Annotated in this window: 28 protein-coding genes and 1 tRNA gene; 20 read left to right on the top strand and 9 right to left on the bottom strand. The window is 65.3% G+C overall.

The features are described from left to right. From ACK4FJ_RS07050 to ACK4FJ_RS07070, 5 genes are all read left to right on the top strand, one after another. A complete protein-coding gene (locus ACK4FJ_RS07050; protein WP_409745404.1) occupies window positions 1-231 on the top strand; it encodes a BolA family protein in 231 nt (76 codons plus the stop codon). Between the two features lie 26 nt (window positions 232-257). Beyond that, window positions 258-599 (top strand): Grx4 family monothiol glutaredoxin, encoded by a 342-nt coding sequence (gene grxD / locus ACK4FJ_RS07055; protein WP_409765142.1) that lies wholly within the window; start codon window positions 258-260, stop codon window positions 597-599. 81 nt (window positions 600-680) lie between these two features. After that, window positions 681-1,091, top strand: a complete 411-nt coding sequence (locus ACK4FJ_RS07060) for a ketosteroid isomerase-related protein (RefSeq protein WP_409765143.1) — start codon at window positions 681-683, stop codon at window positions 1,089-1,091. Continuing rightward, complete coding sequence (locus tag ACK4FJ_RS07065; protein WP_409765144.1) at window positions 1,088-1,696, top strand: GNAT family N-acetyltransferase; 609 nt, start codon at window positions 1,088-1,090, stop codon at window positions 1,694-1,696. Before ACK4FJ_RS07060 ends, ACK4FJ_RS07065 begins: the two co-directional genes overlap by 4 nt. Then, on the top strand, window positions 1,693-2,583 hold the full coding sequence (locus ACK4FJ_RS07070) for a carbon-nitrogen hydrolase family protein (protein ID WP_409765145.1): 891 nt from the start codon (window positions 1,693-1,695) through the stop codon (window positions 2,581-2,583). The genes ACK4FJ_RS07065 and ACK4FJ_RS07070 overlap by 4 nt, the downstream gene beginning before the upstream one ends. A gap of 3 nt (window positions 2,584-2,586) precedes the next feature. On the opposite strand, the gene ACK4FJ_RS07075 is transcribed toward ACK4FJ_RS07070, so the two are convergent. Continuing rightward, window positions 2,587-3,168: a flavodoxin family protein gene (locus ACK4FJ_RS07075; RefSeq protein ID WP_409765146.1), complete on the bottom strand. Its 582-nt coding sequence runs from the start codon at window positions 3,166-3,168 to the stop codon at window positions 2,587-2,589. Between the two features lie 193 nt (window positions 3,169-3,361). Between ACK4FJ_RS07075 and ACK4FJ_RS07080 the strand changes: the two genes are divergently transcribed. Continuing rightward, window positions 3,362-3,772 carry a winged helix-turn-helix transcriptional regulator gene (locus ACK4FJ_RS07080; RefSeq protein WP_409765147.1) on the top strand — a complete coding sequence of 137 codons (411 nt, stop codon included), beginning with the start codon at window positions 3,362-3,364 and terminating at the stop codon, window positions 3,770-3,772. A gap of 18 nt (window positions 3,773-3,790) precedes the next feature. Here ACK4FJ_RS07080 and ACK4FJ_RS07085 read toward each other — a convergent pair whose 3' ends face one another. The 3 genes from ACK4FJ_RS07085 to rpsD all read right to left on the bottom strand — a co-directional run bounded on the left by ACK4FJ_RS07085 (window position 3,791) and on the right by rpsD (window position 8,119). Further along, a complete protein-coding gene (locus tag ACK4FJ_RS07085) occupies window positions 3,791-4,204 on the bottom strand; it encodes a PleD family two-component system response regulator (protein WP_409765148.1) in 414 nt (137 codons plus the stop codon). Next, window positions 4,201-7,389: an ATP-binding protein gene (locus ACK4FJ_RS07090; protein WP_409765149.1), complete on the bottom strand. Its 3,189-nt coding sequence runs from the start codon at window positions 7,387-7,389 to the stop codon at window positions 4,201-4,203. The genes ACK4FJ_RS07085 and ACK4FJ_RS07090 overlap by 4 nt, the downstream gene beginning before the upstream one ends. A 115-nt stretch (window positions 7,390-7,504) precedes the next feature. Further along, the gene (gene rpsD, locus ACK4FJ_RS07095) at window positions 7,505-8,119 is read right to left on the bottom strand and encodes a 30S ribosomal protein S4 (RefSeq protein ID WP_409765150.1); all 615 of its coding nucleotides are present in this window, start codon (window positions 8,117-8,119) and stop codon (window positions 7,505-7,507) included. A 608-nt stretch (window positions 8,120-8,727) separates the two neighbouring features. Here rpsD and ACK4FJ_RS07100 point away from each other — a divergent pair. The 6 genes from ACK4FJ_RS07100 (at window position 8,728) to hemP (ending at window position 13,617) form a co-directional block, all read left to right on the top strand. Then, window positions 8,728-10,881 carry a methyl-accepting chemotaxis protein gene (locus ACK4FJ_RS07100; protein ID WP_409765151.1) on the top strand — a complete coding sequence of 718 codons (2,154 nt, stop codon included), beginning with the start codon at window positions 8,728-8,730 and terminating at the stop codon, window positions 10,879-10,881. Window positions 10,882-10,963: 82 nt separating this feature from the next. Next, the gene (locus ACK4FJ_RS07105; RefSeq protein WP_409765152.1) at window positions 10,964-11,710 is read left to right on the top strand and encodes a creatininase family protein; all 747 of its coding nucleotides are present in this window, start codon (window positions 10,964-10,966) and stop codon (window positions 11,708-11,710) included. A gap of 8 nt (window positions 11,711-11,718) precedes the next feature. Next, window positions 11,719-12,126: a nuclear transport factor 2 family protein gene (locus ACK4FJ_RS07110; RefSeq protein WP_409765153.1), complete on the top strand. Its 408-nt coding sequence runs from the start codon at window positions 11,719-11,721 to the stop codon at window positions 12,124-12,126. Window positions 12,127-12,180: 54 nt separating this feature from the next. Further along, window positions 12,181-12,888 (top strand): 2OG-Fe(II) oxygenase, encoded by a 708-nt coding sequence (locus tag ACK4FJ_RS07115; protein ID WP_409765154.1) that lies wholly within the window; start codon window positions 12,181-12,183, stop codon window positions 12,886-12,888. Between the two features lie 126 nt (window positions 12,889-13,014). Next, on the top strand, window positions 13,015-13,248 hold the full coding sequence (locus ACK4FJ_RS07120) for a hypothetical protein (RefSeq protein ID WP_409765155.1): 234 nt from the start codon (window positions 13,015-13,017) through the stop codon (window positions 13,246-13,248). Window positions 13,249-13,410: 162 nt separating this feature from the next. Next, on the top strand, window positions 13,411-13,617 hold the full coding sequence (hemP, locus tag ACK4FJ_RS07125; RefSeq protein ID WP_409765156.1) for a hemin uptake protein HemP: 207 nt from the start codon (window positions 13,411-13,413) through the stop codon (window positions 13,615-13,617). A gap of 234 nt (window positions 13,618-13,851) precedes the next feature. Here hemP and ACK4FJ_RS07130 read toward each other — a convergent pair whose 3' ends face one another. The 4 genes from ACK4FJ_RS07130 to tsaD all read right to left on the bottom strand — a co-directional run bounded on the left by ACK4FJ_RS07130 (window position 13,852) and on the right by tsaD (window position 16,809). After that, complete coding sequence (locus tag ACK4FJ_RS07130; protein WP_409765157.1) at window positions 13,852-14,214, bottom strand: Rieske (2Fe-2S) protein; 363 nt, start codon at window positions 14,212-14,214, stop codon at window positions 13,852-13,854. A gap of 111 nt (window positions 14,215-14,325) precedes the next feature. Further along, window positions 14,326-14,739, bottom strand: a complete 414-nt coding sequence (locus ACK4FJ_RS07135) for an EVE domain-containing protein (protein ID WP_409765158.1) — start codon at window positions 14,737-14,739, stop codon at window positions 14,326-14,328. A gap of 2 nt (window positions 14,740-14,741) precedes the next feature. Continuing rightward, window positions 14,742-15,734: an NAD(P)H-dependent glycerol-3-phosphate dehydrogenase gene (locus ACK4FJ_RS07140; RefSeq protein WP_409765159.1), complete on the bottom strand. Its 993-nt coding sequence runs from the start codon at window positions 15,732-15,734 to the stop codon at window positions 14,742-14,744. Window positions 15,735-15,738: 4 nt separating this feature from the next. Next, window positions 15,739-16,809 carry a tRNA (adenosine(37)-N6)-threonylcarbamoyltransferase complex transferase subunit TsaD gene (tsaD, locus tag ACK4FJ_RS07145; protein ID WP_409765160.1) on the bottom strand — a complete coding sequence of 357 codons (1,071 nt, stop codon included), beginning with the start codon at window positions 16,807-16,809 and terminating at the stop codon, window positions 15,739-15,741. Between the two features lie 120 nt (window positions 16,810-16,929). On the opposite strand from tsaD, the gene hemC reads away from it, so the two are divergent. The 4 genes from hemC to ACK4FJ_RS07165 are packed head-to-tail and all read left to right on the top strand — an operon-like array spanning window position 16,930 to window position 21,023. After that, window positions 16,930-17,862, top strand: a complete 933-nt coding sequence (gene hemC, locus ACK4FJ_RS07150) for a hydroxymethylbilane synthase (protein ID WP_409765161.1) — start codon at window positions 16,930-16,932, stop codon at window positions 17,860-17,862. A gap of 1 nt (window position 17,863) precedes the next feature. Beyond that, window positions 17,864-18,595, top strand: a complete 732-nt coding sequence (locus ACK4FJ_RS07155) for a uroporphyrinogen-III synthase (RefSeq protein ID WP_409765162.1) — start codon at window positions 17,864-17,866, stop codon at window positions 18,593-18,595. Then, window positions 18,592-19,686 (top strand): COG4223 family protein, encoded by a 1,095-nt coding sequence (locus tag ACK4FJ_RS07160; RefSeq protein WP_409765163.1) that lies wholly within the window; start codon window positions 18,592-18,594, stop codon window positions 19,684-19,686. The genes ACK4FJ_RS07155 and ACK4FJ_RS07160 overlap by 4 nt, the downstream gene beginning before the upstream one ends. Window positions 19,687-19,688: 2 nt before the next feature. Further along, complete coding sequence (locus ACK4FJ_RS07165; RefSeq protein ID WP_409765164.1) at window positions 19,689-21,023, top strand: heme biosynthesis HemY N-terminal domain-containing protein; 1,335 nt, start codon at window positions 19,689-19,691, stop codon at window positions 21,021-21,023. A 6-nt stretch (window positions 21,024-21,029) separates the two neighbouring features. Here the strand turns inward: ACK4FJ_RS07165 and ACK4FJ_RS07170 are convergent, their stop codons facing one another. Beyond that, entirely contained in the window at window positions 21,030-21,665 is a 636-nt protein-coding gene (locus ACK4FJ_RS07170) for a glutathione S-transferase family protein (RefSeq protein WP_409765165.1), read from the bottom strand. A gap of 173 nt (window positions 21,666-21,838) precedes the next feature. Between ACK4FJ_RS07170 and ACK4FJ_RS07175 the strand changes: the two genes are divergently transcribed. The 4 genes from ACK4FJ_RS07175 to ACK4FJ_RS07190 all read left to right on the top strand — a co-directional run bounded on the left by ACK4FJ_RS07175 (window position 21,839) and on the right by ACK4FJ_RS07190 (window position 24,530). Beyond that, window positions 21,839-21,914: transfer RNA gene (locus ACK4FJ_RS07175), tRNA-Thr, on the top strand. Window positions 21,915-22,074: 160 nt separating this feature from the next. After that, on the top strand, window positions 22,075-22,494 hold the full coding sequence (locus tag ACK4FJ_RS07180) for a hemerythrin domain-containing protein (RefSeq protein WP_409765166.1): 420 nt from the start codon (window positions 22,075-22,077) through the stop codon (window positions 22,492-22,494). 212 nt (window positions 22,495-22,706) lie between these two features. Next, on the top strand, window positions 22,707-23,258 hold the full coding sequence (locus ACK4FJ_RS07185; RefSeq protein ID WP_409765167.1) for a PAS domain-containing protein: 552 nt from the start codon (window positions 22,707-22,709) through the stop codon (window positions 23,256-23,258). A gap of 48 nt (window positions 23,259-23,306) precedes the next feature. Next, window positions 23,307-24,530: a methyl-accepting chemotaxis protein gene (locus ACK4FJ_RS07190; protein ID WP_409765168.1), complete on the top strand. Its 1,224-nt coding sequence runs from the start codon at window positions 23,307-23,309 to the stop codon at window positions 24,528-24,530. Window positions 24,531-24,535: the final 5 nt, after the last annotated feature.

A 24,535-nucleotide genomic window follows, 5' to 3' on the forward strand; every position in this document is an offset into this window, starting at 1 on the left:
ATGGCGATGGATGCCAGCGAGATCGAGAAGATGATCAAGGAAGCGCTGCCCGACGCCCAGGTCCGTATCGACGACCTGCGCGGCGACGGCGACCATTACGCCGCCACGGTGGTTTCGGCCGCTTTCGCCGGCAAGACCCGGGTCCAGCAGCACCAGATGGTTTATGCCGCGCTTAAAGGTCGCATGGGCGGCCAGCTTCATGCGCTGGCCCTCACCACGCAAACGCCTTAACACGAGACCTGCAGGGGATAATCGCCATGAGCGAGAAAGAACAGACATTCGAACGCATCCGCGAGGAACTGGCCGGCAACGACGTCGTGCTGTTCATGAAGGGCACACCCGTCTTTCCGCAATGCGGATTCTCGGCCACCGTCGTGCAGGTGCTCTCGCGGCTGGGCCTGAAATTCAAGGGCGTGGATATCCTGGCCGATCCGGCGATCCGCACGCATCTGAAGGAATTCTCCGACTGGCCGACCTTCCCGCAGCTTTACGTGAAGGGCGAATTCGTCGGCGGCTGCGACATCGTGCGCGAGATGTACCAGAACGGCGAGCTGCAGGATTACCTGAAGCAGAAGGGCGTCGCCCATCAGGAGGCGTGATCGCTTCCTTCGCCCGTCCTATGGCATTCATGGGCGCGGACAGCTATCCTGTCCGCGCCCTTTTTCTTTGCCGAGTCCGCCATGCCCAATACAGATGCCGAAGCTCTGATCCGGTCCTATTACGACGCCTTCAATGCCAAGGATGTCGAGGGTTTTCTGGCCTTGCTCACCGACGACGTGGTGCATGACATCAATCAGGGTGAACGCCAGACCGGCAAGGCTGCCTTCCGCGCCTTCCTCGAGCGCATGAACCGCTGCTACGAGGAAAAGATCGTCGACCTGTTCGTGATGACCAACGCCGATGGCACCCGCGCGGCCGCCGAGTTCACCGTGCTGGGCGTGTATCTGGAAAGCGACGAGGGCCTGCCGCCGGCCGAAGGCCAGCGCTACAGCCTGCCGGCCGGCGCCTTTTTCGAGATCCGCGCCGGAAAGGTGGCGCGCATTTCCAACACCTACAATCTCAACGACTGGATCCGGCAGGTCGGCGGATGACCAGCGCCGGGGGCGCCATCCGCGTTGTCCGGTTCACGGGCGAGCAGATGCGCGCCCGGCTCGACGATCTGGCGCGGCTGCGCATCGCGGTCTTCCGCGCCTGGCCTTATCTCTACGAGGGCTCGCTGGAGTATGAGCGTCGCTATATCGCGCGTTATGTCCAGGCGCGAACCGGCACCATCGTGGTGGCTCTCGACGGCGAAACCGTGGTGGGCGCCTCCACCGCGCTGGCGCTGGACGAGGAAGCGGATTACGTGCGCGCGCCCTTCGTGCGGGCCGGCATGGATACGGCCGAGATCTTCTATTTCGGCGAATCCGTTCTGCTGCCGCAGTATCGCGGCCATGGCATCGGCGTCAAATTCTTCGAAGAGCGCGAGGCGGCGGCGCGCGGCTTCGGTTATCCGCTCTGCTGTTTCTGTGGCGTGCAGCGGCCCGACGATCATCCGATGAAGCCGGCCGATTACGTGCCGCTGGATGCCTTCTGGGGCAAACGCGGCTATGTCAAACGACCCGATCTGGTCGCCAGCTTTTCCTGGCGCGATATCGGCGACGCGGCCGAGACGCCCAAGCCGATGATCTACTGGATGAAGGACCTGCGGGCATGAAGATTTCCTGCGCGCAGTACCCCATCGGGAAATTCGCGTCGCTGGAAGGCTGGCAGGCCAATGCCGCATCCTGGGTGCGGCAGGCGGCCGATGCCGGCGCGCAGCTTCTGCTGTTTCCCGAATATGGCGGTATGGAGCTGGCCTCCCTGCTGCCCGAGGTTGTGCAGCGCGACCTCACCGGCCAGATCGCGGCGATGCAGCAGTATCACGATGCCTTCGTCGAGACCTATGCCTCGCTGGCGCGGCAATATGGTGTGTTTGTGGTTGCGCCGAGCCTGCCGGTGAAACAGGGCGATGGCTTCATCAACCGTGCCTATGTGTTCTCACCGCATGGCGCGATGGGCTTCCAGGATAAACGCCAGATGACGCGCTTCGAGCGCGAGGAATGGATTATCCGGGGCGGTGCCGGGCTTAAAATTTTCGAGGCAAAGATCGGCGGCGAAACGATCCGTTTCGGCATCAGCATCTGCTACGACATCGAATTCCCGCTGATCGCCCATGCCCAGGCATCGGCTGGTGCCGATCTGCTGCTGGCGCCCAGCTGCACGGATACGCTGGCCGGCGCCAACCGCGTGCTGGTCGGTGCCCGCGCCCGGGCGCTGGAGAATCAGATCTATGTCGCCGTCGCGCCCACCGTGGGCGATGCCGCCTGGTCGCCGGCGGTGGATGTGAATGTCGGCTGGGCCGGCGTATTCGCCGCGCCGGATCGCGGGCTGCCCGACGATGGCGTGATCGTTCAGGGCGAACTCAGTCGTCCCGGCTGGATTCACGCCGATCTGGATTTCGGCCTGCTGCGCCGCGCGCGCGACAATGCGCAGGTCTTCACCCGCCGCGACTGGGACGGCCAGGTGTCGCCGTCCCTCGCCGTGGCGGTCGAAACGCTCTGACGCTTACGCATCCACCAGTTCGCGCGCCGGCTTGTAGGCCTTCGCCGTCTCGGCCACGCGCTGACCCAGATGCTTCGCTGTCTCCAGGTCGCTGGCGATCGGGCCATGTTCGGGGCCCTGGTCGGCATTCGACTGCGCCATGGCGCCGAGGAAACTCCCCAGGCGGTTGAGGTCGTTCACGCTGCCCTTGGAGTTGTTGTTGCCCGGCATCAGGCCGAGGCTGACCCAGATCATGCCATGCTGCGCGGCGAACACTGAAATCTGCATCAGCGTGTTGAGTTTGTCGCCCGACTGCGAGGCTGAATTGGTGAAACCGGCGGCCAGTTTGCCGTTCCATTTGCCCCAGACTTTCGAGGTGCCGTCCATCCAGGTTTTGAACGGACCCGACACGCTGCCCATGTAGGTGGGCGAACCGAACACGATGGCGTCGGCGGCATTCAGCTCGTCGAAGCGCTCCTCGGCCTCGGCCACCGGGATCAGCAGGGCTTTGGCGCCGGCCACGCGGGCGACGCCCTCGGCCACGGCTTCCGCCTGCTTCTGGGTGTGGCCGTAGCCGGAATGATAGACGATGGCAACCTTGGTCATTGTATAAGTCCCTGATTTGGATAGGAATTATTGATTACCTGAAGCGCATTGGTTACTTCATGTAAGTATGAAATATGAGCTATTGATTTCTTTAGTAAAGTAGGTACTTAAAAGTAAGTCCATTTCTTGAACCACCCTGTAACCGCCGTCACGCGCTTCGGCGCACGGATCGGCCGCGACAAGGATTATGCTGATGTCCGCTATGCCCGATTCAGCCTCGCCCTCCCAGACCAACCTCGCCTTGGCCCCAACCGCCGCATCGCCATCCGCCTGCCCGGTCGATGCCGTGCTGCGGCTGCTGATGGGGCCATGGACCACCTACATCCTCTATGTGCTGCGCAGCCAGGGTCCGCGCCGCTTCGGCGAACTGAAACGCGAAATCAACGGCATCTCGGCCAAGGTGCTGACCGAACGTTTGCGCATGCTGGAGGAAGCCCGGCTGGTGCACCGCGACTACCGCGCCACCATTCCGCCGCAGGTGACCTATTCCCTGGCGCCGCGCGGCGAGGAACTCAACCCGATGCTCGACATGGTGCGCGACATCGCTTTGCGCTGGCGCGACGAAGACGCGCGTCAGGCGTTGCCGCGGCAGGCGGCGGAATAGAGCCTCAGATCAGCCGATTCAGATCAGATTGTGGAATTTGAGCAGCGCGTCCAGGCGTTGCTTCAGCGTCGCCAGCGACACCGGCTTGACCATGTATCCGTCCACCTTGAGCTGCTTGGCGCTTAATACGGTTTCCTGCTGCTTGTCGGCGGTGAGGAAGACCACCGGCGTCGCGGCGATATCCTCGTTCTTGAAGCCGCGCAGCATGCCGAGATAGCCCAGGCCATCCATCGGCTCCATATGCACGTCGCACAGCACCACCTGCGGGCGTGTGCGGATGGTTTCCTTGAATCCGTCGCCGCCTTCCTTGGCCTCGTTGATATGCTGGAAACCGATCTGCCGCAGCAGGCCGGTGATCATATGCCGCGTATAGGATTCATCCTCGATCACCAGGATGCGCAGATCCTTGTACCGGCTGCTGTCATCGATCATGCGGCAATGTCCTCATTCTGAAGGATGGTGGGCAGCAGGTCGCGCAGCTCATCCAGCGTGGGGGCCAGCATCTCCGCCATCAGGTTCATCATGGCAGTATCCGCCTCGTCGCAGGCATCCTGCAGGTCGCTGGCGATGGTGCCCAGGCGTTTTGCGCCCACCGAATAGGCGCCGCCCTTCAGGGCATGGGCCAATGGGCGCACGACCTGCGGATCGCCGCCCTGCACGGCCTCGGCGATTGCTGCCACGCGCAGGCCGGCATCGGCGACAAAATCGCGCAGAAGCTGGCGCGCCAGGTCATTGAAACCGCCGAAACTCTCGCGCAGCTGCGACGGGTCGAAAATGTCGCGGTCCCAGCTTGGGCCCGGCGCCGTCGTCGTCGGCTGAAGCGTATTGTCCGCGGCACCCGCCGGCCGGCGCAGCGGCAGGGCCTGGGGCATCCAGGTTTCCAGCATCGCGGCCAGGGCGCGGGAATTCACCGGTTTGCTCAGATAGCCGTCCATGCCGGCCTCCAGGCATTGCTGTTCGGTGCCGGTCAGCGCGTCTGCGGTGAGCGCGACGATCGGCAGGCGCGGCCGTCCGTCGGCTTCAAGGGCACGGATGCGGGCCGTGAGTTCGAAGCCGTCCATCTCGGGCATGTGGAAATCGGTCAGCAGCAGGCCATGGCCGCCGCGCGCATAGAGCGCCAACGCTGCCGCGCCATGATCGCCGATCTCGCAGGCATAGCCCATGCGTGCCAGCATCTGCTCGATCACCAGGCGGTTGGTCGGGTTGTCCTCCGCCACCAGGATCAGGGCGCTGGCAGTCCGCGCGGTTTCGATGTCGGGCGGCGCGAAGGCCATATCCTCGCGGAATGTCGCCGCCATGCTGCCGGGATCGATACGCCCCGTGGCGATGCCAGCGGCGCGCCGCAGGCTGGCACCGCTGAGCGGATAGGTCAGGGCGATATGGAAACGGCTGTGCGCGGCGGCATCGAGAGTCGAGACCAGTGCCCGCGGCGCCAGCAGCCCGAATGTGGTCTTGCCACCTCGATTTTGCGCTTGGGCGCCGAGCCGCTCCGGTGCCTGCAAGGCACCGTCGCCGCACCGGGCATCCACCAGCACCAGGTCGAAATCCCGTGTCGCCATCAGATCCTGTGCCGCTGCCATCCCGGCGGCGGCAACCTCGGCGCCGGCGGCCCGCAGATGGCGTATCGCGACGGCCTGGTGTTCGGCCGGCAGGCCAACCAGCAGGGCGCTCAAGGCGTCGCTACTCTGCTCCGCGGTTTCGGCCGGATCGGCCAGCGGCAGCGGCAGTTCGAACCAGAAGACGGAGCCCTGGCCGAAGATGCTGTCGACGCCGATCCGGCCGCCCATCATCTCGCAGAGGCGGCGGCAGATCGAAAGCCCCAGGCCGGTGCCGCCGTATTTCCGTGCGGTCGAGGAATCCGCCTGCTCGAAAGGCTGGAACAGCCGCTGCATCTGCTCCGGCGTCAGGCCGATGCCGCTGTCGCGCACCTCGAAGCGCAACCAGTCGTCGCCATCTCCTTCGACCAGCGGCATCGCCTTCAGGGTCACGGCGCCCTCATGGGTGAACTTCACCGCGTTGCCACCGAGATTGAGCAGCACCTGGCGCAGTCTGGTCGGATCGCCGATGCGCCGGTCGGCGAGTGACGGATCGATATCGACCGCCAGCTCCAGCATCTTCTCATCGGCACGCGATGCCAGCAGTTCGCCCACGCCATCCACTGTTTCGGCGAGGGAGAAAGCGACATGCTCGATATCCAGCCGTCCCGCCTCGATCTTGGAGAAATCGAGGATATCGTTGATCACGGTCAGCAGGGCCTGGGCAGAATCGCGGATCACGCGCGCCATGCGATGCTGCTCGCCGTTCAGGGGCGTGAGTTCCAGCATCTCGGCCATCGACATCACACCGTTCATCGGCGTGCGGATCTCGTGGCTCATGGTGGCGAGGAAATTCGACTTCGCCCGCGTGGCCGCTTCGGCCTGGTCGCGGGCCGCCACCAGCTCGCGTTCGGCGCGCTGCCGCGCCGTCATCTCCACGCGCAGTTTCACCGCATAGGCAATGACCGCCGCCGCAATCGCCGTGCCGAGCAGCAGCAACAGGAGATTGCGTTCCAGGTCGCGCCGTGCGGCGGCCGTCACTAGGCCCAGGTCCTGCGCCAGATACACATGCATCGGCATTGCCGCCTCGCCGCGCAGCTCCGTGCGGGTCATGATGTATTCCGTGCCGCCGAAGCCGACGCGCTGCACCAGGCCTGCTGCCGGTGCCGCATCGATCAGCGCGCGTTCCAGGCTGCCGGGCCGGCTCAGGGACTGCAGGGCCTCGGCCACGTTGCCGCCAGTCTTTCCAGGGCCGGTCTTTTCAAGTGCCGTGCGCAATTGAGGATGGCCCACCATCGCGCCGGCCGGGTCAGTGGCGAAGACGATGCTGCCGGCCTGATCCAGCGCCATCTGACGCTCGCGCAGGATGTCGGAGAGAGACTCGATCGTCATGTCGATGCCCAGCACGGCCCACAGGCGGCCATCGCGGCGGCGCAGGGCACGCGCATGGGTGACGCCCAGCTTGCCGGTCGAGGCGAAGACATAAGGCGCAGTCCAGATCGCGGCCTGGCTGGCCAGGGCTTCGCGATACCATGGCCGCTGGCGCGGGTCGTAGCCATCGGCCGGCAGGTCCAGCGCGATCCAGCCGCTACCGTCACGCGCGGCATAGAACCATCGATTCTGCGGACCGGGTCTGCCCGATTGTCCGCCCGGGCGCAACAGCCGGCGCACGCCCATGGCCGGATCGAGCCTGTCGCCGGCCCGCTCCATCACGGCGGTCGGCACGTATTCCTGGCTGTGCAGGAAACTGCCGTCGGGAAAACCGAGATAAAGGCCGTTGATCTGCGGCAGGCGCCGCACCGGATGACCGGCCAGCGCAAAGAACAGCCGTTCGACATCCGCGAAAGCCAGGTCTTGCAGCCGCGCCTCGATCACGGCATCGGCAATCGCGGTCGCCGGTATGAAAAGCGTGTCGAAGTTGTCGCCGATCTCGGCGGTCAGGCCGGCCAGCACCGCTTCGGCATTGGCAGTCAGCCGCGTTTCCTGGCGCTGCTGCAGCATCAGGGCCGCCAGCCCGCCGAGCAGCAGGATGGCCGCCACCGCCAGGATCGGCAAAAACTGTCGGCGCAACGCAGTGATCATTTGCCGGGCGACCCTTCCCCCATAGGTGGTGAAAGTAAACGCCGACGCCGGGCTGCGGGCAACAAAAAAGGCCGCTCTGGCGAGCGGCCTTTCGTGTTCAGTATGAACCGGTCTATTAGCGCGAGTAATACTCGACGACCAGGTTCGGTTCCATCTTCACCGGATAGGGCACATCGGCCAGCAGCGGCACGCGGGTGAAGGTGGCCTTCAGCTTGCCCTGGTCCATGTCGATATAGTCGGGCACGTCGCGTTCGCTCGACTTCACGGCTTCCAGCACGAAGGGATAATCCTTCGCGGCGCCGCGCACTTCGATCACGTCGCCAATCTTCACCTGATAGCTCGGGATGGTGACGCGCTTGCCGTTGACCAGGATATGGCCATGGTTGACGAACTGGCGGGCGGCGAACACGGTGGCCACCACCTTCATGCGGTAGACCACGGCATCCAGGCGGCGCTCGAGCAGGCCGATCAGGTTCTCCGAGGTGTCGCCGCGGCGACGGTTGGCTTCCGCATAGGCGCGGCGGAACTGCTTCTCGGTGATGTTGCCGTAGTAGCCCTTCAGACGCTGCTTGGCCATCAGCTGCACGCCGTAATCCGAAGGCTTCTTGCGCTTCTGGCCATGCTGGCCCGGCGGATATTCGCGCTTGTTCAGCGGGCTCTTGGCGCGGCCCCAGAGGTTTTCGCCGAGGCGGCGGTTAATCTTGTACTTGGATTCCTGACGCTTGGTCATTCTTCAGTCCTGAATTCGGCGCATGAGGGGAAGGCAGCCACGACGACCCGTTCATGCAAGGAATGCCGATCCCCCCGGTGAGGAGCCGGGGAGGGCGCGCGCATCATAGGGATGAACCGCCCCCCGTCAAGCTTGCATTGGGCCGACCGGCGCCGCGGAAGTGTGCAGCAAAGGCCAAATGACGCTGCCGGTTGCTCTATTTATTACTCAAAAGCGGCCAACCGGCCGCCATGAATACTCGATTTCTACTTATAGTGTAATTGAATCAAAGACTAAGCCAGCTTGCGCCCGATGGGTGCAACCTATACTACTTGAATATTCGCTCCGATCACGGAGCAGCTTGGGGGCACAAGCTGGGGCAAAAATCCGCAGCAATCGGGGCAGATCGCGTCCGTTCGACCGACGGGGGCGCGTGGCGCCGTTCGGCCGGCGCAATGCCGCCCGCAAGTATTTCCCCCCAAGTATTTCCCCAGACAAAACCAGACATACAGCCAGAAAACAGCCAGAGAGACAGGCGATGCGCATGTATAGCGTGACTATTGGCGTGGCAGGACCTTGCCCGATGCAGTTCCCCGTGCAGTCCCCGATGAGCCCGCAGGCCTGACCCCATGCGCAACCTCAGCATTTCCCTGCGCGTCTCTGCTGCCTTCGGCCTGATCCTCGCGCTGCTTCTGGCCGTCGCCGCCCTGGCCTACCAGAATGTGCGTTTCCTGGAGCGCGCCCAGCAGCAGACCGCGGAAAGCTTCCGCCTGCTGGATGCGCTGGCCGGCCTGGCCCAGGCGATGTCGGACCAGGAAACCGCCGTGCGCGGCTTCGCGCTGTCGGAAAACGAAAGTCATCTCGACACCGTGAATGCCGGCCGCGAGGCCAGCACGCGGCTGCTGGAGGAGCTGAAAACCCTTACCGCCGGCGACACCGAACAGGAAGAACGCCTGGCCCAGGCCACCAGCCGCATCGTCGACTGGCAGCTCAAATTCGCCGAAACGGCGGTCACCCGCCTGAAGGATGAAACCCGCCGCGAATCCGCCCTGCGCACCCTGCGCTCGCCGCTCAGCAAGGGGCAGATGGACGAAATCCGCTCCAGTTTAAGCGAGATGCGCGATGCCGAACGCGAGGATCTCGCGCAGCGCAACCAGGCCCAGGATGCCGCCTTCATGCGGCTGATCGAGATCTCGGCCATCGGCCTCGGCGTGCTGCTGCTGGTGATCGTTATGGCCATCGCCATGGTCCGCCGCAGCGTGGTGCGGCCGGTGCAGGACATGACGGCGACCATGCGCCGGCTCGCCGATGGCGACCTGTCGGTGGACGTGACCGGCGCGGAGCATCGTGACGAGGTGGGCGAGATGGCGCGCGCGTTGCAGGTGTTCAAGGACGGCATGGTGGCGCGCCGCGATGCCGAGAGCGAGATCGAACGCCAGCGCGAGGCCTCCGAACAGCGTCGCGTGGCGCGCGAGGCGCAGGAGCAGGCGGCGGCACGCGAGATTGCCGACCTGGTCGGCGCCGTGGCGGCGGGCGATGTGGCGCGGCGGCTCTCGGAGGACGGCAAGGATGGCCTCTATCTCGCCATCGCCCAGGGCATCAATCGCCTGACGGCGGCCGTGGAAGGCATGATCGGCGAACTGGGCACCGTGCTGGGCGCCATGGCCGATGGCCGGCTGGATCGCCGCATCACCGGCGATTACGACGGCGCCTTCCGCCGCCTGAAGGACGACACCAACCGCATGGCCGAGCGTCTGTCGGATATCGTGGCGCGACTCAGCCAGGCGGCCGGACAGGTGCGCTCGGCTTCCGACGAGATTTCCACCGGCAGCCAGGATCTGGCCAGCCGCACGGAATCCCAGGCCGCCAGCATCGAACAGACCGCTGCCTCCATGCACGAGGTGACCGCGACGGTGAAGCAGAATGCGGATAACGCTCAGGCCGCCAACCAGCTGGCGACGGCGGCGCGCGACACCGCCGATCGCGGCGGCAGCGTGGTGCAGGAAGCCGTAAACGCCGTGACCCAGATCGAACAGAGCGCGCAGAAGATCGCCGATATCGTGTCGCTGATCGACGAGATCGCCTTTCAGACCAACCTGCTCGCATTGAATGCGAGCGTGGAAGCGGCGCGTGCGGGTGAGGCCGGCAAGGGCTTTGCCGTGGTGGCGCAGGAAGTGCGCGCGCTGGCGCAGCGCAGCGCCAATGCGTCCAAGGACATCAAGGCGCTGATCGCGGATTCGAACGCGCAGGTGAAGACCGGAGCCGCGCTGGTGAACCGCACCGGCCAGTCGCTCACCGAGATCGTCACCGCGATCAAGAAGGTCAGCGACATCGTGGCCGAGATCGCTGCCGCTTCGCGCGAACAGGCGACGGGTCTGGAGCAGATCAACACGGCCGTCGCCGGCATGGACGAAATGACCCAGCGCAACGCCGCCCTGGTGGAACAGACTACGGCGGCCGCCCAGGCGCTGAACGGCCAGGCCGGCGAGCTGGCCCAGGCGGTCGGCTTCTTCCGCATCGGCACTGGCGCGCCTGTCGCGGCCAAACCGGCTGCCGCCGCCGTGCCGAGCGAGGCCGGCAAGTCCGAAGCGAAGCCGGAACCGAAACCAGAGGCGGCGGCGCCCGCACTGAAAGCCGCCGCCACGCTCTCGCCGAAGCCGGCGCCAAAACCCCCGGCAAAGCCGGTGGCCAAACCAGTGCTCAAGCGCCCACCCATGGTGGCCGCTGGTTCCGCCTCCGTGGCTGTCGCCGCGACGGATGATGACGATTGGAAGGAATTCTGACCGGTCGGCAGGCCGACGGGTAGACATCCGCCGGTGTGGCATCACATCCTGATACGGAATGTGATACGCCAATGGAGTCGTCATGCTGCTGCATCTGAGCACCTGGGCCGAGGTCGAGGATTACCTGAAACGCTCGACCGGGATCATCATCCCCATCGGCTCCACCGAGCAGCATGGCCCCAACGGCCTGGTCGGCACCGATGCGATCTGCGCCGAGGTGCTGGCCAAAGCGGTGGGCGAGGCAGCCGGTGCGCTGGTTGGTCCCACCATCAATGTCGGCATGGCGCAGCACCATCTGGGTTTCCCCGGCTCGATGACGCTCCGGCCCTCCACGCTGATCGCGGTGATCCGCGACATGGTGGTCAGCTTAAGCCGGCATGGCTTCGACCGCTTCTTTTTCCTCAACGGCCATGGCGGCAATGTCGCCACCGCCACGGCGGCCTTTTCCGAAATCTATGCCGAGGCCAGCATGGCTCCTGCAGGCCATAACGCCCCCAGCCTGCGCTGCACGATCAAGAACTGGTGGGAGGCGCCATCGGCCAAGCGGCTGTCGGGCGAACTCTTCCCCGGCGAGGAAGGGGCGCACGCCACGCCGTCGGAAGTCTCGCTCACCTTCCACGCCTACCCCGAGGCCGTGAAGCAGGCCGAGATGTCGCCGCGCGTCGCGCCCTGGGGCAGCTTCACCGATGCGGCCGACTATCGCGCCCGCTTCCCCGATGGCCGCATCGGCTCCAACCCGGCGCTGGCCACGAAGGAACACGGCAAGACCATCATGGATGCCGTGGTGCCCGAACTGGCCGAGAGTTATCGCAACTTCGTCGCACCCTGAAGCCGTCCATGAGCAAGGCGCTGCTGAACGACTATTACGCCGCCCTGCGCGACGGCGATTTCGAGGCGCTGGCGCGCATCGTGTCGCCCGATGTGACGGTGCGTTATTTCGGTCCGCCCGGTCTGCTGCCCTGGGTCGGCGTGCATGAGGGCTTCGAGGCCTATCGCCGATTCCTCACGCAAGTGCGCGAGGCGCTGGGGATCGTCGAGGTGGTGCAGGAGGCCGTGATCGCCGAAGGCGACTGGGTGGTGGTGCTGGGCCGCGGCCGCTGGCGCGCCAAGGCCACGCAGCGCGACATCGCCGTGAACATGACCAACGCCTTCCGCTTTGCACCAGATGAGTCAGGGCGGTGCCGCGTCGCCGAATACCGCGTCTATACCGACACGGCGACCTTCGCTGCGGCGCTGAAGCCGTGACGCAAACGCAATAAACGGGAAGCGGCCTGTTCCGCGCGGCGCTAGAGTGCCGCCATGACCGACATCGTCTCCCGCATCGCCGCCCTCGACTGGTCCGCCCTGCTTGCCGCGCTGAACGAGCGCGGTTTCGCCGTCACGCCGCCGCTGCTGTCTGAGTCCCAGTGCCGCACGCTAGTCGCGCTGTATGACCGGCCGGATGGCTTCCGAAGCCGCGTGGTGATGCAGCGCCATGGCTATGGCCAGGGCGAATACCGTTATTTCCAGTATCCGCTGCCCGAACCGGTGCAGGCCCTGCGTCAGGGCCTCTATCCGCATCTGGCGCCGCTGGCCAATGACTGGCAGCAGCGCATGGGCTTGCCCGCACGCTTCCCGCTGCGACATGAAGACTACAAGGCGCTCTGCCATGCCGCCGGCCAGGCACGGCCCACCTGCCTGCTGCTGAAATACGGTCCGGGCGACTATAACCGCCTGCATCAGGACCTCTACGGCGAGATGGTGTTTCCCCTGCAGGCCACCCTGCTGCTCAGCGACCGTGCCGATTTCGAGGGCGGCGAGTTCGTGCTGGTGGAGAACAAGCCACGCAGCCAGAGCCGTGCCGAGGTGGTTTCATTGCAGCGCGGCGCCGCCGTGATTTTCGCGGTGAACCAGCGTCCGGTACGCGGCCCGCGCGGCGATTACCGTGTTGCAATGCGGCATGGCGTCAGCACCTTGCAGCGCGGCGAACGCCATACGCTGGGCGTGATCTTCCACGATGCCGGGTGATTTCGTGACTGGTGTCACGTCACGAAAAGACCGCAATCTCGTCACACCCTCTGCATGCTTGCCCCGGTAAGATCAGCGCCATACCTGAGTTGCAGGTAGCGAGAGTGAGAGTGAAAGGAGAGGGCGATGCAGGAGCGGTACGAGACGACCATGACGGCAACTGGCGTGACGGCGAAGGCCGGCAAGCAGGTCTGCTGGTTCGGCCGCGGTGAACCGGCCCTCAGCGACATGCTGGCCGATCCGATCACCCAGCTGCTGATGCGCCGCGACGGTGTGCAGGAAGGCGAGGTCCGCCGCCTGGTGGCCCGCCTGCAGCGTCGCCAGGTCGGCAACGGTCTTGAGCAGACCGCGGCCGACTGACCCCAGAAGCCCGCCAGGGACGAGGGTCCGGCGGGCTTTTTGCGACCCTAAATATGCGACTCATTCTCACTTGCATTCGCAGATGATCTTCCGTAATCTGAACACCACACGCCGTTCGCGGGGCTATGCCCCGCTTTCGGCGGCATGGGGCAGAGAATAGTCATGACAGAGCTGGATCGGGCGGATTCCGCCGGGTGGCGTGGACGGGAGAATGAAGCGGACGGGTTGGCACTGGCGCCGGGCGGCGAATTGCCCCGGCTGTCGAGCCGTACGCTGTTCCGTACTGCGCGCGAGATCATCATCGAGCATGACGGCGCCGATTACCGCCTGCGCCTCACCACCAACGGCAAGCTGATCCTGACCAAATGACTGGAGGCCAAATGATCAGAGGCAAGGGCATCACCACGCGCACTGCACCGATCAACCTGCTGGGCCAGGCTTTGCTCGGCGTGCTCGAAGCCTGCCGCGACATCCGGGTGATCAGCCGCGCCGGCTGAGGTCAGACAACGAGATCCACAAAACGGCTGCTGCAGCTCCCTCCCACCCTGCCTGCGGTTGCCGTGCGGCCGGCGATGCTCCCTCAGCATCCCGGCCGCATTCGTTTCAGGCGGCAATCACCCAGCCATCGGCATCGAGGCGCACGGCAAAGGGGATCAGGCTCTTGCCCTTGCAGGGGCCGAGGAAACACTGGCCGCTCTCAGGCGCGAACAGCGCGCCATGGGTGCCGCATTGCAGGGCCGACATGTCGCGGTTGAAAAAGGCATCCGGCCGCCAGTCCAGCGACGTGCGCGCATGCGGGCATTCATTCACGTAACCCAGCACGGCACCCTGCCAGCGCAGCACGAAACACTCGAAGCGCTCCTTGCCCGCGCCAAATGTCAGGCCTTTCGCGCCTGGCTCGGGAATATCGGCCAGCGCGACCAGCCGCGCGCCCGGCTCGGGCTGGTTGGGGCGGGTAGCCGTCATGACAAACCCTGAATCGTCATGGCCGGGCTTGTCCCGGCCATCCACGTCTTTTTTAAAAGAAACTCGTGGATGCTCGGGCCAAGCCCGAGCATGACGATGTATCTTGAATAGCTAGGCACTCACGCCGCCCATCTTGCAGATCAGCTTCCAGCTTGCCGCATCGACGGGCGACACCGAGAGCCGCGACTGCCGCAGCAAAGCCAGGTCCTTCAGCTTCGGCTCGGCCTTGATCTGTGCCAGTGTGACCGGTGTCTTCAAAGGCATGAGCGCCTTCACGCTCACCATGCCGAATTTGCCGGTCTCGTCGGTGGGATCGGGGTGATACAGCTTGCATACCTCGACGATACCGACGATCTGCTTCTCGTCCACCGAGTGATAGAAGAAGGCGCGGTCGCCCAGCTTCATCGCCTTCATGTTATTGGCGGCCTGGTAATTGCGCACGCCGTTCCAGCTTTCAACCTTCTTCTTCACCTGCTGGTCCCACGACCAAGCAGACGGCTCGGATTTCATCAGCCAGTAGTTCATCCTCAGTCCTCGATTTTAAATGGCCGCGCCAGCAGGGCGGTCAGCATGGCTTCGATCCCAGCATTTTTATGCAGCACGGCATCCACTGCCTGGCAGATCGGCATTTCGATGTGATGGGCACGCGCCAGCGTATCGATGGCCTGCGCGGTATGCACGCCTTCCGCCACGGTGCGGCGGCCGGCCATCACCTCGGCCAGGCTTTTGCCCTCGCCCAAAGCCATGCCGAGCGAAAGATTGCGCGATTGCGGTCCGGTGCAGGTCAGCACCAGATCGCCAAGGCCGGAAAGGCCCATCAGCGTTTCGCGCTTCGCGCCAAGGCTGAGGCCCAGCCGGCTCATCTCGGCCAGGCCACGCGTGATCAGCGCCGCGCGCGCATTGTCGCCCAGCTTGCGCCCCATCACGATGCCGCAGGCAATCGCCAGCACGTTCTTCACCGCGCCGCCGATCTGCGCGCCGGTCACATCGTCCGAGAGATACGGCCGGAAAGTCGGCCGGCCCAGGCGCTGCACCAGCGCCGCGCCCAAAGCCGCATCAGCGCAGGCCAAAGTGGCCGCCGCCGGCAGGCCACGTGCGACTTCAGAGGCAAAGGTCGGCCCGGTCAGGATTGCCACCGGCCGCGCCGGCAGCACATCGTGCAGCACTTGGCTGGGCAGCTTGCCGCTGCCGATCTCCACGCCCTTGGCGGCGATCACCAGCGGCGCATGGCCGGGCAGGGTTTTCCATATCTCCTGTGCAAACTGCTGCAAGGTCTGCGCCGGTACGGCCAGCACCAGCGCGTCGCAATCCTTCAGGGCAGCCAGCTCGCCGGTGGCCTTCAGGGTCGTGGGCAGATCGATGCCGGGCAGATACAGCGTGTTGGCATTGCGCGTGTTGACGGAGTCCACCACCTCGGCATTGCGCGCCCATAGCAGGGTGTCGCCCTGTTCAGCGGCGAGTGCCGCGAGTGCGGTGCCCCAGGCGCCGCCACCGATCACGCCGATGCGCTTCATGGCCATTGCCTCACACCTTGGCCCCTGCGAAGGGTTTCACGGCCGCCGTGGCATCCAGCGGCCAGCGCGCCCGCGCCGGCGCCTCCAGCGTGTCGGTCATGCCCAGACGAAACCGTTCCAGGCCGGCCCAGGCGATCATCGCGCCGTTGTCGGTGCAGAGCCTCAGCGGCGGCGCGGTGAAGGCCATGCCGTATTCCTCGGCCAGCGCCACCAGCCCCTCGCGCAGCTTCGCATTTGCCGCCACGCCACCGGCCACAACAAAATGTTTCCCGCGTGCAGAGTGAGACTCATCGAACATGGCGATGGCATGTCGGGCGCGGTCGAGGATCACGGCCATCACCGTGGCCTGGAAGCTGGCGGCGAGGTCGGCCTTGTCCTGCTCAGATGGATTGGGGCCGCAGGACTCCAGCGCCAGCCGCACGGCGGTCTTCAGGCCGGAGAAACTGAAATCGCAGCCGGGCTTGCGCCACAAAGGCCGGGGCAGCTCGAAACGCGTCGCATCGCCCTGACGCGCCAGCCGTTCGATGGCCGGGCCGCCGGGGTAACCCAGGCCCAGCAGCTTGGCGGTCTTGTCGAAGGCTTCGCCGGCCGCGTCATCGATGGTGGTGCCCAGCCGGCGATATTGCCCCACGCCCTCGACGGAGAGGAACTGGCAATGCCCGCCCGAGACCAGCAGCAGCAGATAGGGGAACGGCACGTCATCGCTCAGCCGCACCGACAGGGCATGGCCCTCCAGGTGGTTCACCGCGATTAGCGGCTTGTTCGCCGCCCAGGCCAGGGTCTTGGCCGTCATCAGGCCGACCATCACGCCGCCGATCAGGCCCGGCCCGGCGGTGGCCGCGACGGCGTCCAGGTCGCCCAGGTCCAGGCTAGCCGCTTTCAGGCTTTCGGCCACCAGGCCATCCAGATGCTCGATATGGGCACGCGAGGCGATTTCGGGCACCACGCCGCCATAGGGCGCGTGTTCCCTCAGTTGCGAGAACAGGCTATGACTGACGATGCGCCGCGCCGGATCGCCCGTATCCTGCACCACGGCGCAGGCGGTTTCGTCGCAACTGGTTTCGATGCCCAGAACAAGCATCCGCCGGGGGTCCGTGTCGGTTTCAGTCAGTAGGAAATATAGAGTAGGCCTAGCATTATGACACCGCCGCAGCAAGCACAGGCCCGGCAAACACTGGGCAGGCAAACACAGGGCAGGCATGTGACTCCGGCCAAACCCGTTCTCACCATCGGCACGCGCGGCTCGCCCCTGGCGCTGGCCCAGGCGCACGAGACCCGCGACCGCCTGCTGGCTGCCCATTCCGGCCTGCGCGAGGCCGACATCGCCATCCGCATCATCAAGACCACGGGCGACCAGATCCAGGACCGGGCGCTGGCCGAGGCCGGCGGCAAGGGCCTGTTCACCAAGGAGATCGAGGATGCCCTGCTGGATGGCGGCATCGACCTGGCCGTGCATTCCATGAAGGACATGCCGACCCAGCTGCCGCCCGGCCTGATGATGGCGGCCTATCTGCCGCGCGAGGATGTGCGCGACGTGCTGCTGGCGTTGAAACCCACCGCGCTGGCCGCGCTGCCGCAGGGCGCCATCGTCGGCACGTCTTCGCTGCGGCGCAAATCCTTCCTGCTGGCGCGCCGGCCCGACCTGCAGGTCGTCACCTTCCGCGGTAACGTGCAGACCCGCCTGCGCAAGCTGGAGGATGGCATCGTCTCGGCCACCTTCCTGGCGCTGGCCGGCCTGCATCGCCTGAAGATCGCGCCGCCGGGCATGCAGGTGCTGTCCACCGATGAAATGCTGCCCGCCGTGGCGCAGGGCGCCATCGGCATCGAATGCCGCGATGGCGATTCCCGCGTGCTGGATTTCCTGAAATCCCTCGACGATGCCGCCACGCGTATCCGCGTCGAGGCCGAGCGCGCCTTGCTCGCCGTTCTGGATGGCTCCTGCCGCACGCCGATTGCCGCCCTGGCTGAACTCGAAGGGGATAAGATGCGCCTGCGTGGCGCCATCGCGCGCCCCGATGGCAGTGAGCTGATCGAGATCGAGCGCAAAGGCACGGCAAAGAGCGGCGTCGCCATGGGCCGCGATGCGGGCGACGAGCTGAAAGGACGTATCGGCCCGGATTTCTTCAAAGCCTGACATGCGCGCGCTGATCACGCGACCGGAACAGGAAGCGCAAAATCTGCGCCGCAAATTGCAGGCACGCGGCATCGAGTCCGACTGCGCGCCGCTGCTCGACATCCGCATCCGTAACGATGCCGTCCTGCCGCTGGATGGCGTGACCGCGCTGCTGTTTACCTCGGTTAACGGCTTGCGAGCTTTTGTCGCCAACTGCAACCGCCGTAACCTCGCCGTCTATGCCGTGGGCGAAACCACGGCGGCGGCAGCGCGTAAGGCCGGCTTCACCCAGGTCGAGGCCGCCGGCGGCGACGTGGAGAAACTTGCGGCATTGGTGCGCCAGCGGCATCCAGTCGGCCAGGGCGCCTTGTTGCATGTTGCCGGCGCCACGCTGGCGGGCGATCTGCAGGCCATGCTGCGGGCCAATGGATACGATGTGCGGCGCGTCACGTTGTATGAAGCGCAGGCGGCTTCGGCGCTGCCGGCGGCGGTGGCGGCGGATTTTGCCGCGGGTCAATACGATGCGGCCCTGTTTTTCTCTCCCCGCACGGCGGCGGTATTTGTTACGCTGGTCCGGCAGGCCGGCATCGGCGACGGGGCGGCAGCCTGCACGGCGCTGGCCCTCAGTGCCAATGTGGCCGCTGCCCTGGCACCGCTAGGCTGGGCCGAGATTCGCGTCGCGGCCATGCCGCGCGAGGATGATATGCTCGCCCTGCTGGATGGAATGACAACGAACCGGTCGGATGGATCATGAGCGACAAGCCGGACAATCAGGACAGGATCATCGACGCTGAAGTCGAGCCGCTCGGCGGTAAACGCAGCGGCAGCCGCATGGTCATCCTGCTGGTTGGCGCAGTGGTCGTCAGCATCGTGATTGCCGTCGGCTGGCATTTCTGGAGCAGCGGCAAGCTTGACGCGATGCTGGGCGGCCAGAGCGCGGCGCCGGCTTCCACGACAGCTTCCGCCCCGGCGGCATCTACACCGGCGACAACGGCCAGCATCCCCGTGCCGGCCCCGGCCGGTACGACTGCAGCGCCGGCGCCTGATCCCGCTCTGCTCGCGCGTCTCGAGGAGCAGGAAAAACGCCTTGCCGCGCTGACGGCCAGTCTGGAACGGCTGCAGCAGCTTCCCGCCGCGAATGCCGGCACCGATCCGGCCTTGCTGCAGAAGCTGGCCGAGCTGGAGCAGCAGGTAGCCACCCTGCGCCAGACGCAGGAGGCCAGCGCAGCGCAGCGCAGCACGCTGCAAACCCAGATCGCCGATCTGCAGACGCGCTTCACCGCCCTCAGCGAGGCGCGGCTCAACGCCCTGCGCGAACCTTTGCTGCAACTCATCGCGTTTTCCGAAGCTCGCGAACTGGCGCGGCGCGGCAGCGCCTTCGCGCGCGAAGCCACCTTGCTGGGCAGCTATGCCGAGGCTCAGGGCGGCATGCTGAAATCCGCCTTTGCCGGCCTGCAGCCTTTTGCCGAGCGCGGCGTTCCGCCGGCCGCCGTGCTGGCCGCACGGTTTCCGACCCTGGCCGAGCAGCAGCGCGCAACACCGGGCGGTGAGGCCGTCGCTGCGGCCGAGAAACCCTGGTGGCAGCGCGCCGTCGATCGCGTTACCGGCTTGGTCAGCATCCGTCGCGTCGGCAGTGTCGATAGCTCCTCGGTCGAAGGCAAACTGGAAACGGCCGAGGCCGCCCTGCGCGATGGCGATCTGGCGGCCGCAGTGACGGCGCTGGATGGCGTGACGCTGATCCCGGCGCTGCAGGACTGGCGCGAACAGGCCCAGGCGCGTCTCGATCTCGATGCCGCGCTCGATGCTCATGGCGCCGCCCTGCGCGCGCATCTGGCGATCCGCTGACCATGCTGCGTCTGGTCAGGACGGCGATTGCCCTCGCCTTGCTGATGGCGCTGGCGGCGCTGGCCGCCTGGATCGCCGACCAGCCTGGCCGCATCCGCATTGCCTGGTTCGATCACATTGTCGAGGCGCCGGCGCCGCTGCTGGCGCTGGGCGTCGTGCTGCTGGTCGTGGCGGCCTTCATCCTCACATGGATCGTCGCCTGGGCGGTGGCCCTGCCGCAGCGCCGCCGGCTGAAACGCCAGGCGAAAGGCTATGCGAATTTCGCTGCCGGCATGGTCGCTGTGGCGGCCGGCGAGGCGGACCGCGCCGCCAAGCTGGCCGCGAAAGCGCAAAAGCAACTCGACGATCCGGCGCTGGCGCGCCTGCTGGCGGCCCATGCGGCACAGCTGGGTGGCAGGAACGAGGAGGCGCAGCGCGCCTTCGCCGCCTTGAACCAGGATCCCGGCACGGCCTTCCTTGGCACGCGCGGCCTGCTGGCCGATGCGCGCAGCCGCGGCGACCGCGCGGCGGCCCTGCAGCTGGCCGCCCGTGCCTCGGCGCTACGACCGGCCTCGCCCTTTGCCGCCGAAGCCGAACTGCAATTGCTGGTCGAGGCCGGCGACTGGGCCGGTGCGCGCAAGCGGCTGGACCTGGCCCGGCGCAAAAAAGCCGTCAGCCGCGAGGCGGCATCGGCACTGGAAGCGCGTCTCGATCTGGCCGAGGCGGCATCGGCCCTGCAGACGGGCGATGCGCGCATGGCGCGCCAGCATGCCGAGCAGGCGGCCAAGCTGTTGCCCGAACATCCGGTGCCGCCCCTGCTGCTGGCCCGTGCCGCCGAAAAGGAATCTGGCCATCATGCGGCGCGTGAAGCGGCGGCGAAGCAGCTGCGTGCCGCCTTCGCCCGCCGGCCGTCCGAGGCGCTTGCCAATGCCTGGCTCGGCCTGCAGCAGGATGTTGCGCCCGCCGGCCTGCTCGCTCGCGCCGAGGCCTTCGTGGCGGAACGCCGGCCGGAAGTCGAAAGCCGCCTGCTGCTGGCCGCCGCCGCATTGCAGGCCCATGAATTTTCCGCCGCGCGCGCTGCGCTGGACCAGCTTGGCAGCCGGGGTGGCAGTTGGGCGGCGCGGCTGCAGGCGAAGCTGGCGGAAGAGGGCGATGGCGATATTGCCGCCGCCGATCGCTGGCGCGAGAGCATCCGCAGCGAGTTGTGGCAATGTGGCCATTGCGGCAGCGGCCATGCCGACTGGCATCTGCTCTGCCCCGATTGCGGCAGTTTCGACAGCCTGGATCCAACGCGGCTGGGCGAGGCGATGCCGCTGGCCGCCGCGCCGCGGCCCCTGCTGATGCTGGAAAAACGCTGAGGCGGTCTAGCGCACCGCGTCCTGATCGCCCTTGGGCAGCAGGTCGTAGGGCAGCTTGAAGCCCGGCAGAGCGGCGATACGGTCCCACCAGGATTTTACGTTGGGATAATCGCCGGGTTCGAATTTCGCCTCGGCCATATGCACCACGGCGGCGAAGACGGCGATATCGGCGATGGTCGGCCGCTCGCCGACCAGGAAGCGTTTGCCTTCCAGCAGCGCGTCGAACTGGCCCAGCACCATGTCGGCGTATTTGCGCATGTAGTCCAGCACGGCGGGATCGGGCTTGGCGAAACGCTCGAAGAAGCGCGTGCGGCTGAGCGAGGATTCCAGCCGGTCGGTTTCCCACATCAGCCATTCGCGGATGCGCTGAAGCTCCTGCGGCGTGGCGCCGCCGAACTTGCCGGTCTGCTCGGCCAGATACAGCAGGATGGCGGCGGACTGGCACATCGTCTGGCCGTCATGCACCATGGCCGGCACCTGGCCGAAGCGGTTCAGCGCCAGGAAATCCGGCGTCTTGTGCTGGCCCTTGGCCAGGTCGACATGGCGGTAATCGAAGGGCAGGCCGCACAGCGCCAGCATCAGACCAACCTTATAGGTCGGGCCGGACAGGAAACTGCCATACAGCGTATAGGCGGCGGCCATCGATCACTCCCCCTCTGTCGCCCATCGGTCCGGGCCTGTCATGCGCGCGACGACCCAGGGCAAGCATTTGTATTGCCGGTATTATTTTGGCCGGCTTTGCGACTTGCCAAGCTGTGCCGCGCCCCGTATTTTCCGCGCGCGGCCCGCCCGGGTCAACCGGGGACGCGTGCCACGCCGGCGTAGCTCAGTTGGTAGAGCAAGACTTTCGTAAAGTCGAGGTCGGGGGTTCGAGTCCCTCCGCCGGCACCATTCCCAAAACCCGCCATCCAAATAGTCGCGGTCTGGGCGCTCCATGATGCGCATACAATTTTATGCGGATTGAATAGCACCGTTTTTCTGCTGCTCAAAGCCCGTGTTTTTCAGATATGATGATTTAGGAACGCTTAAAATCTATTTTCAGTTGCAGAAAATGGAATTCACAGCGATGAGCGTTTTTAAATTGCCTGCTGCTGCCGAATTCGGTCTCGACGCAATCGATACCGAACACCGCGAAATCGCGGATAGCATCAATGCCTGCGTTGAAATGGCGGCCAAGGTGACAACTAGGCTCGACCTGATGCTCTTCCATGACCTGCGACAGAAGATGGCAGATCATTTCCTGCATGAAGAAACCATCATGCAGCAGGCTGGCTTTCCCTGGCTTTCCGAGCATCAGGCCCACCACCAGAAGATTCTCGTTCGCCTCGCGGCGCTGGTTACGCAGTGTGGCGACAAGGGTGGAATCGAACTTGTCGACCTGGCTGCCATGTTCGAGAGCCTGATCGACGATGTGCTCCGCGCCGACCTGGCTTTCAAGACTTTTCTCTATGAAAAGAACCTTCTTCGGTGATGTAATATCTATGACTCATCGGTATCGACTCGCAAATGTCCGGCATCAGGATCACCTTTCATATGCCAAACAAAGCAAGTCGCAATCTGAAGCTGCGCATGATTTGCCTAATATCAAAAAATTCCGCCGCAATCGGATGACCTGATGACGATTCTCTGTTCTCTTCCCCGCCTGATTACACACGCAACCCGTAAAAAGTTTGCGAGGATTTGATGCAGCGACCACAGCCCACCAAGACCGAACGCAACTTCGGCGAAGACGAGATCATCGTCAGCAAGACCGACGCCAAGGGCCGCATCCTCTATGCCAACGAGGTGTTCTGCCGCGTCGGCCTCTATGGAGAACACGAGTTGGTCGGCGAACCGCATTCCATCGTGCGCCATCCCGACATGCCGCGCGCGGTATTTCATCTGCTGTGGCAGACGATCTCCGGCGGCCGCGAGATCTTCGCCTATGTGAAGAACATGGCCAAGAACGGCGACTATTACTGGGTCTTTGCCCATGTCACGCCAAGCTACGGCAAGGATGGCCAGATCGACGGCTATCACTCCAACCGCCGCAAGCCGCGCCCCTCGGCGATCCAGCGGATCGAAAAGCTGTATGCCAGGCTGCTGGAAGAGGAGAACCGCCATGCCGATCGCAAGCAAGGCATGGCTGCCAGCGTGAAACTGCTGGAAAATATCCTGGCCGAGCACGGCCAGAGCTACGAAGAATTCGTGTTTTCGCTCGACGAAACCGAGCGTACCGGGAAACAGGCGGCCTGAACCGCCGGAAAGCCGAGACGCGGGTACAATAACAATCGGAGGGTAGTGATGGCTTTGTTCGGCAAGGATCGACGACAGAAGGTGCTCGATGAACTGTCGACCGTCTGCGACAAGGCGGCGGCCGGCGATCTTTCCGTGCGCGTCGTCGACACCCAGTCGCATGGCGATCTGGCGCCGGTGCTGCAGAGCCTGAATCGCCTGCTCGACCGTACCGATGCCTTCATCCGCGAATCCGGTGCCTCGCTCACCTATGCCGCCGAAGGCAAGTTCTTCCGGCCCTTCCTGCTGCGCGGCATGCCCGGCGATTTCCGCCGCGGCGCGCAGGTGATCAACAATGCCCGCGAAGCCATGCATCAGAAGGCGCTGGCCGCCGCCGCCCTGGAAAAGCAGGTGGCCGAGCAGCGTGCCGCCATGGAGGCGCAGGCCCGCAGCGAACGCCAGCAGCTGGCCGACCAGTTCGAGCGCGACGTGATGTCGATCGTGGGCGCCGTTCAGGGTTCGGCCGGTACCCTGCATACCAACGCGGCCACCATGGCCGGCGAAATCCAGGATGTGCATGCCAAGGCGGATTCCGTGTCGCAGTCGGCCGGCAATGCCACCCATAACGCCCAGGCCGTGGCGGCGGCTGCCGAACAGCTCAGCGCCTCGGTATCCGAAATCGACCGCCAGGTGCGCGATTCCCGGGTCGCCAGCGAGGCGGTGAAGGAAGAGGTCTCACGTGCCAGCCTGGCCGTGCAGGAACTGGCCACCGCCAACCGCAAGATCGACGAGGTGGTCGAGTTCATCAAGTCGGTTGCCTTCCAGACCAACCTGCTCGCGCTGAATGCTTCCGTCGAAGCCGCCCGCGCCGGCGAGGCCGGCAAGGGTTTCGCCGTGGTGGCGCAGGAAGTGCGCAATCTGGCGCAGAAGACGGCCGAGGCGGCCAAAAGCATCGCCGACCAGATCGCCGCGATCCAGCATGCCTCCGACAAGACGGTCGCCGCCATCGAGATCATCAAGAGCCAGTCCGAGACGCTGAACGAACGGGTCGGCCTGATGTCGGATTCAGTGCAGGAGCAGGCCAGCGCCACGGCGAATATCAGCAACAACATCCAGGATGCCGCCGCCGGCATCGAAAGCGTATCGTCGAATGTGCACGAGATCAGCACGGCTGCCGGCACGGCCGGCGAAGCCGCCGATCAGGTCAGCAGCGCGGTGAACAGCCTGAACGGCCAGGCCAGCCAGCTTGGCACGCAGGTACGCAATTTCCTCGGCTACATCCGCTCGCTCTGAACGCA

Origin of the sequence: Ferrovibrio sp., from assembly GCF_046297595.1 — a bacterium.
In the GTDB taxonomy this organism is placed as follows: Bacteria; Pseudomonadota; Alphaproteobacteria; order Ferrovibrionales; family Ferrovibrionaceae; genus Ferrovibrio.

What these genes read in the sequence shown, in the direction of transcription:
- grxD (WP_409765142.1), top strand. Translation starts at nt 258, where the DNA reads ATGAGCGAGAAAGAACAGACATTCGAACGCATCCGCGAGGAACTGGCC.
- ACK4FJ_RS07075 (WP_409765146.1), bottom strand. Translation starts at nt 3,168, where the DNA reads ATGACCAAGGTTGCCATCGTCTATCATTCCGGCTACGGCCACACCCAG.
- ACK4FJ_RS07100 (WP_409765151.1), top strand. Translation starts at nt 8,728, where the DNA reads ATGCGCAACCTCAGCATTTCCCTGCGCGTCTCTGCTGCCTTCGGCCTG.
- ACK4FJ_RS07160 (WP_409765163.1), top strand. Translation starts at nt 18,592, where the DNA reads ATGAGCGACAAGCCGGACAATCAGGACAGGATCATCGACGCTGAAGTC.
- ACK4FJ_RS07060 (WP_409765143.1), top strand. Translation starts at nt 681, where the DNA reads ATGCCCAATACAGATGCCGAAGCTCTGATCCGGTCCTATTACGACGCC.
- ACK4FJ_RS07110 (WP_409765153.1), top strand. Translation starts at nt 11,719, where the DNA reads ATGAGCAAGGCGCTGCTGAACGACTATTACGCCGCCCTGCGCGACGGC.
- ACK4FJ_RS07170 (WP_409765165.1), bottom strand. Translation starts at nt 21,665, where the DNA reads ATGGCCGCCGCCTATACGCTGTATGGCAGTTTCCTGTCCGGCCCGACC.
- ACK4FJ_RS07155 (WP_409765162.1), top strand. Translation starts at nt 17,864, where the DNA reads ATGCGCGCGCTGATCACGCGACCGGAACAGGAAGCGCAAAATCTGCGC.
- ACK4FJ_RS07115 (WP_409765154.1), top strand. Translation starts at nt 12,181, where the DNA reads ATGACCGACATCGTCTCCCGCATCGCCGCCCTCGACTGGTCCGCCCTG.
- hemP (WP_409765156.1), top strand. Translation starts at nt 13,411, where the DNA reads ATGACAGAGCTGGATCGGGCGGATTCCGCCGGGTGGCGTGGACGGGAG.
- rpsD (WP_409765150.1), bottom strand. Translation starts at nt 8,119, where the DNA reads ATGACCAAGCGTCAGGAATCCAAGTACAAGATTAACCGCCGCCTCGGC.
- ACK4FJ_RS07190 (WP_409765168.1), top strand. Translation starts at nt 23,307, where the DNA reads ATGGCTTTGTTCGGCAAGGATCGACGACAGAAGGTGCTCGATGAACTG.
- ACK4FJ_RS07085 (WP_409765148.1), bottom strand. Translation starts at nt 4,204, where the DNA reads ATGATCGATGACAGCAGCCGGTACAAGGATCTGCGCATCCTGGTGATC.
- ACK4FJ_RS07180 (WP_409765166.1), top strand. Translation starts at nt 22,075, where the DNA reads ATGGAATTCACAGCGATGAGCGTTTTTAAATTGCCTGCTGCTGCCGAA.
- tsaD (WP_409765160.1), bottom strand. Translation starts at nt 16,809, where the DNA reads ATGCTTGTTCTGGGCATCGAAACCAGTTGCGACGAAACCGCCTGCGCC.
- ACK4FJ_RS07105 (WP_409765152.1), top strand. Translation starts at nt 10,964, where the DNA reads ATGCTGCTGCATCTGAGCACCTGGGCCGAGGTCGAGGATTACCTGAAA.
- ACK4FJ_RS07050 (WP_409745404.1), top strand. Translation starts at nt 1, where the DNA reads ATGGCGATGGATGCCAGCGAGATCGAGAAGATGATCAAGGAAGCGCTG.
- ACK4FJ_RS07070 (WP_409765145.1), top strand. Translation starts at nt 1,693, where the DNA reads ATGAAGATTTCCTGCGCGCAGTACCCCATCGGGAAATTCGCGTCGCTG.
- ACK4FJ_RS07090 (WP_409765149.1), bottom strand. Translation starts at nt 7,389, where the DNA reads ATGATCACTGCGTTGCGCCGACAGTTTTTGCCGATCCTGGCGGTGGCG.
- ACK4FJ_RS07065 (WP_409765144.1), top strand. Translation starts at nt 1,088, where the DNA reads ATGACCAGCGCCGGGGGCGCCATCCGCGTTGTCCGGTTCACGGGCGAG.
- ACK4FJ_RS07130 (WP_409765157.1), bottom strand. Translation starts at nt 14,214, where the DNA reads ATGACGGCTACCCGCCCCAACCAGCCCGAGCCGGGCGCGCGGCTGGTC.
- ACK4FJ_RS07185 (WP_409765167.1), top strand. Translation starts at nt 22,707, where the DNA reads ATGCAGCGACCACAGCCCACCAAGACCGAACGCAACTTCGGCGAAGAC.
- ACK4FJ_RS07120 (WP_409765155.1), top strand. Translation starts at nt 13,015, where the DNA reads ATGCAGGAGCGGTACGAGACGACCATGACGGCAACTGGCGTGACGGCG.
- ACK4FJ_RS07165 (WP_409765164.1), top strand. Translation starts at nt 19,689, where the DNA reads ATGCTGCGTCTGGTCAGGACGGCGATTGCCCTCGCCTTGCTGATGGCG.
- ACK4FJ_RS07140 (WP_409765159.1), bottom strand. Translation starts at nt 15,734, where the DNA reads ATGGCCATGAAGCGCATCGGCGTGATCGGTGGCGGCGCCTGGGGCACC.
- ACK4FJ_RS07080 (WP_409765147.1), top strand. Translation starts at nt 3,362, where the DNA reads ATGTCCGCTATGCCCGATTCAGCCTCGCCCTCCCAGACCAACCTCGCC.
- ACK4FJ_RS07135 (WP_409765158.1), bottom strand. Translation starts at nt 14,739, where the DNA reads ATGAACTACTGGCTGATGAAATCCGAGCCGTCTGCTTGGTCGTGGGAC.